The organism is bacterium (assembly GCA_035559435.1).
Taxonomy (GTDB): domain Bacteria; phylum Zixibacteria; class MSB-5A5; order WJJR01; family WJJR01; genus JACQFV01.
The window spans coordinates 1-5929 of the sequence record DATMBC010000044.1 but is presented as its reverse complement, the minus strand read 5'-3'; the positions used below and the strand labels follow the sequence as shown (position 1 = coordinate 5929).

At 64.3% G+C, this 5929-nt stretch carries 2 protein-coding genes; both read left to right on the top strand.

The annotated features are described in order from the left end of the window. Positions 1 to 3160: Ig-like domain-containing protein (locus tag VNN55_04900; GenBank protein HWO56887.1), on the top strand; the 3160-nt coding region annotated here is incomplete at its 5' end. A 344-nt stretch (positions 3161 to 3504) separates the two neighbouring features. After that, positions 3505 to 5886: a S8 family serine peptidase gene (locus VNN55_04895; GenBank protein ID HWO56886.1), complete on the top strand. Its 2382-nt coding sequence runs from the start codon at positions 3505 to 3507 to the stop codon at positions 5884 to 5886. Positions 5887 to 5929: the final 43 nt, after the last annotated feature.

The window sequence follows — 5929 nt, the reverse complement described above, 5'->3', positions numbered from 1 at the left end:
CTACAGCGTCACCTTCATCGCCTCCGATGGCCTGCTGGCCGACAGCGAAGTGGTCGCAATCACGGTCAACAACGTCAACCGCCCGCCGGTTCTGGCCGCCATTGGCCCGCGCAGCGTCACGGAAGGGCAGGGGCTGGCGTTCAATGTGCTCGCCTCCGATGCCGATGGCTCAATCCCGGTGCTCACCGTGCCGATCGTTCCGGCCAACGCCAACTTCGTCGACAACGGCAATGGCACCGGGACGTTCACCTTCAACCCGACCTTCGCGCAGGGTGGGCTCTACCAGGTGCTGTTCATCGCCTCCGACGGCGTCGCCGCCGATTCCGAGTTGGTCGACATTACCGTGATCGACGCCGGCAATCAGCCGCCGGTTCTGGCCTTCATCGGCAACCGCAACATTCCCGAAGGGCAGACCCTGAGCTTCCGCATCAGCGCCAGCGATTTGGACGGGACCATCCCGACGCTGATTGCCGAAAACCTGCCGGCCAACGCCACCTTCGCCGATTCGCTCAACGGCGCCGGCGGCTTTGTCTTCGCCACGTCCTTTGCTCAGGGCGGCAATGCCTATATGGTGCGCTTCATCGCCAGCGACGGCGTCGCCGCCGATACCGAAGTGGTCTTCATTACCGTCATCGACCAGGGCAACCTGCCGCCGGTCTTCGATCCGGTGCCGACCGACACGCTCAACGAGGGCGACAGCGTCGCCATCCGCATCCGCGCGGTCGATCCCGAAGGCGGCGGCCTGATCCTCGGCACGCTCAACAATGTGCCCAACGCGGTCTTCGTCGATTCCGGCAACGGTGTCGGCTCGCTGCGCTTTAAGCCGAGTTACCTGCAGGCGGGTGTCGACACGGTGAAGATCCTCGCGCTCGACTTCGGCTCGCCCTCGGCGACGGCGACGTTGAACGTGATCTTCCACGTGATCGAAAAGAACCTGCCGCCGAATCAGTACCCGATCGGCAACCGCACGGTGCTCCTGGGCGACTCGCTGCGCATCCGCGTGGTGGCCACCGACTCGACCGCGCCCCCCGGCAATCAGCTGTTCATGGCCGCGATCAACGTGCCGGCCAATGCCAACTATGCCGATTCCGGCGGCGGCATCGGCAAGTTCCGCTTCAAACCGACCGCCGGGCAAATCGGCCAGCACCAGGTCACCTTCCTGGTCACCGACAACGGCAGCCCGTCGCTGGCCGACTACGAGACCATCACGATTACCGTGCAAAACACGAACCAGCCGCCGGTTCTGGCGACCATCGGCGCCAAGAGCGTCTATGAGGGCGACACGCTGGTCTTCGGCGTCTCGGCCACCGATCCGGATGGCACAATTCCGATTCTGACCACCGGCGCGCTGCCGGTCAATGCCGCCTTTGTCGATTCCGGCAACGGCCGCGGTTCCCTCACCTTCAGGCCAACCTACCTGCAGGCCGGTCTGTATCAGGTGACGTTCACCGCCAGCGATGGGCTTCTGAGCGACAACGAAAACGTTCTCATCCAGGTCCGCGAGGCGGGCAACCAGCCGCCGGTGCTCGCGCCGATCGCCGATCCGCTGACCGTGACCGAGGCAACCCAGATCATCACCCCGCTGTCGGCCACCGATCCGGAAAACCAGGCGCTGGCGTTCAGCGTCTCGCCGCTTTTGCCCAACGCCGCGCTCGAAGACTCCGGCAACGGCCGCGCCGTCTTCCGCATGACGCCCAACTACTGCCAGGACTCCACCTACTTCATCCGCTTCATCGTCACCGACGCGTCCAACGCCGCGGACACGCAACTGGTGCAGTTGATCATCCTCGACGGCGGCAATCAGCCGCCGATCGTCGCCGATCCCGGCCCGCAGTCGGTGCTGGAAAAGAGCATCCTGACAATCGCGGTCTCGGCCAGCGACCCCGACTGCACCACCCCCTCGCTGGTGGCGCGTCCGTTGCCGCCCAACTCGTCGTTCACCGACAACGGCGACGGCACCGGCGGTATCACCGTCAGTCCCGACTACCCCGACGCCGGCCTCTATAACGTCTACCTCGTGGCCATGGACGCCGAGAATCCGGGGCTGATGGACAGCGTGCTGGTGCCGGTCACGATCCTCGACCAGAACCGTCCGCCGGTCATCGACTCGGCTTCGACCAATTTCGTCGCCGTCAGCATGCTGCAGGGGCAGTCGGTCACCATCTGGATCAAGGCCTACGATCTGGACGGTCCGGCGCCGGTCATGAGCGCCACCGGCCTGCGCTCCTACATGTCGTACGCCGATTCGGGTAACGGCCGACTCTACATCACTTGCAGCCCGGACTACGACGACCAATTCGGCTCGTTCAATATCACGATCGTGGCCACCGATGGCGACTACGACACCACGCAGACGACCCGTCCGCACGCCTTCAACATCGGCCCGGTCAATGTCCCGCCGGTGCTGGCGCCCATTGGCTCAAAGACAGTGATGGAAGGCGATTCGCTGGTGTTCGTGATCAGCGCCACCGACGCCAACGGCACCACGCCGGTCGTCAGCGCGCAAAACCTGCCCCCCGGTGCGACCTTCACCTCGCTGGGCGGCGGGCTCGGACGCTTCCGCTGGCTGACCACCTTCACCCAGGCGGGTGACTACTATCCGCTCTTCCGCGCGCAGGATGTCAGCACCATCGACACAGAACGTGTGCACATCCAGGTCGTCGAGGCCGGCAACCGCGCCCCGGTCTTCCTGACGGTTTTCCCGACCGACACGATCCGGCTCTCGCAGTACAGCATCGACACCATCGGCGTGCGCGCCATGGACCTCGACAATCCGGTCGTGACCCTCACGGTCCCGAATCTGCCGCCCAACGCCACCTTCCTCGACTCGCTCAACAACGGCGGGCGGTTCATCTTCGACCCCGATGCAACCAATGCCAATCAGGTATACAACGTGCTCTTTGTCGCCTCCGACGGTCTGGCGGCCGACACCGGGCTGGTGATCTACAAGATCCTCAGCTTCCTGCGCGGCGATTGGAACAACGACGGCGTCATCAATGTCACCGACGTGGTCGCGCAGGTGAACCACACCTTCCGCGGCGCGCCGCCGCCCACGCCGCCCGAACTGGGCGATTACAACGGCGATGCCACGCTCGACATTCTCGATCTGGTCATTCTGATCAACTATGTCTTCCGCAACGGCACACCGTTGCCGCCGTAGGGCAGCCGTTTCATTGGTCGCAACCGGGCCCCGGAGGGTTTTCCTCCGGGGCCTTTTCTTGCGGAACGGTCTCCATGACCGCCGATTGACAAAAGCGGTCAGGTACGCTAAATTTCATCGTGGGAAGGGGTTGGACGGTCCCTCACACCGCGTTCACTGTCGACACCCTTGCCGGTCATCCCGTTTCGTCTGACTCGCTCCTGGCCTCGATCCGGGGGATGTGTCCGCGCATCCCGAATGAACATGATGGACCATGGCGCGTTATCAGGGTGTGCCCGTCACCGACGGCGCGCCGCCTATGACCCACGCGTTTTTTGCCGATGAAAGTCAAACGGAGGATTCCGATGTCCGCTGTGCCGCGCTCTCTGATTCTGGCCCTGGTGGGGGTCTGCCTGTTGCTGCCCGCCCTGGCCGCCGCCGCCCCGGTGACGATCCGCGAGGGGTATGTCATCATCAAACTCAAGCCCGAGGCGGCCCAGACCGCGCGTCTGGCCAAAAGCGCCATGGCCAGCGGTCTGCGCTCCCTCGACCAACTGAACGTCCGCTACGACATCCGTGACTTCCATCCGACCATCCCCGCCTACGCGGGTCTGGCCGCCGCCGCGGTGCCCAAACGCGATGTCCATGGCCTCTCGCGCTATTTCACCGTCGAGCTGGCCCCCGGCACCGATGTGCTCAGGGCCGTCGCCGACTATGCGGCCGATCCCAACGTCGAAATCGCCGAACCCGACTATATCGCGCCGCTCGAGCTGGTTCCCAACGATCCCGACTACGGCCAGCAGTGGACCCACTTCAACGCCCTCAACAAGGACATCGACACCCAGCAGGCCTGGGACCTCGAAGTGGGCGACTCCACCGTGATCGTCGGCGTCATCGATTCCGGCTTCGACTATGACCACCCCGATCTGATGGCCAACGCCTGGGTCAATCCCGGCGAGGATCTCGACGGCGACGGTGTGCCGTGGGATGCGGACGACATGAACGGCCTCGACGATGACGGCAACGCCCTCGTCGACGATCTGATCGGCTACGACTGGATGCCCGTGCAGGGCGGCTGCAATCCGAGTGAGGACTGCAACGGCCCCGACAACAATCCCATGGACTTCAACGGGCATGGCACGCACGTCAACGGCATCATCGGCGCGGTCACCGGCAATGCGACCGCCGTGGCCGGCATCGCCGGCGGCCAGCGCGACGCCCGCCGTCCCGGTGTCAAGCTCATGGGTCTGCGCGCCGGCTACGAGGCCAGCGACGGCAACGGCTTTGTCATCATGTCCGCCTGCGCCGCCGCCGCCGACTACGCCGTCGCCAAGGGCGCCTTCGGACTCAATTGCTCCTGGGGTTCGTCCGGCACCCTGATTCGCACCGCCATTCTCAATGCCGTCAGCAACGGACTGGTGGTCTGCAAGGCCGCCGGCAACGACAACGTCTCCGATGTCGACATCATCGACACCACCTTTGGCGTCCTGGCGGTCGCGTCACTGGATGCCAACGGCGGCAAGTCATCGTTCAGCAACTACGGCGCCTGGGTGGACATCTCCGCGCCGGGAAACAACATTTACAATACTTATTGCAACAACGGCGTTTCGACTTATGCCGCCTTGGGCGGCACTTCCATGGCCTCGCCGACCGTGCTCGGTGTCGCCGCGCTGCTCAAGTCGCACCATCCCTGGTTCGACAAGACCGAGATGGACACCCTGCTTTTGAATTACACATCCGACATCTACCTCGACAACCCGGGCTGGGTCGGACTGCTGGGCACCGGACGTGTCAATGCCAACAACGCGCTCTCCGTTCTGTCGACCGCCGACTATGACATTGACACCGGTTTCGGCGAAGCCCCGCTCACGGTGAATTTCACTGATGTGTCGCCCAACGCGCCCAACGGGCCGTATCTGTATGAATTCGGCGACGGCAATACCGCCACGACCGCCAACGCCCAGAACACTTACGTTAATCCCGGGGTCTACTCGGTCAAGTTTACCGCCAGCGGTCCGACCGGACCGCACACGCGCATCCGTCCCGAGCAGATCGTCGCTGTCGCCGACACGATCGAATACGGCGACACGGCCAACCTCGTCATGGGGCAGAAGGTGGGCATCCCGATCCGTCTGCGGAACTCCCACCCGATGACCGAGATCTTTTTGCCGTTTGTGAATTCCGGGACCCCGGGGATCACCGTCGACTCGCTGGTCAAGACCGCGCTCACCGGCAACTGGAGCGGGTTCCCCACACCGGTCTACAACGCGCCCAGCGCCAAGGTGTGGCGGATACGCACCCTCGGCACCGGCACCCCGATCCCGGCCGGCAATAACATCGTTGCCCACCTCTGGATTACGGTCACCTCGGCCATCAACGGCGCCGAAACCCTCGACACCGCCACCCTCGGCGCCAGCCAGTACACCCTGCGGCTGATCTCCAATTATGCCAACTTCAAGCCCCGCTTCATCGGCGGCACGATCTTCGTTGGCTCCCCATGTGACTGCCCCTGCCAGGGTGATCCCGCCTGCGACGGCGTCGCCTCCGTACTCGATGTGGTCAATGTTGTCAATGTCGCCTTCCGCGGACAGGCCGACACCGTCGATGGACTCTGCCCGCATGTCGGACGGACCGACCTCGATTGCAGTTGCGCGACCGACGTTCTGGACGTCGTCATGATCGTCAACCGGGCCTTCCGTGGCGACACCTCGCCGCAGTGCGACATGTGTGCCAGCCCCTGCTTCTAAAGGCGGGGCCGGGCCGCGAAGTGACAGGGGAGAGGCGGGGTCA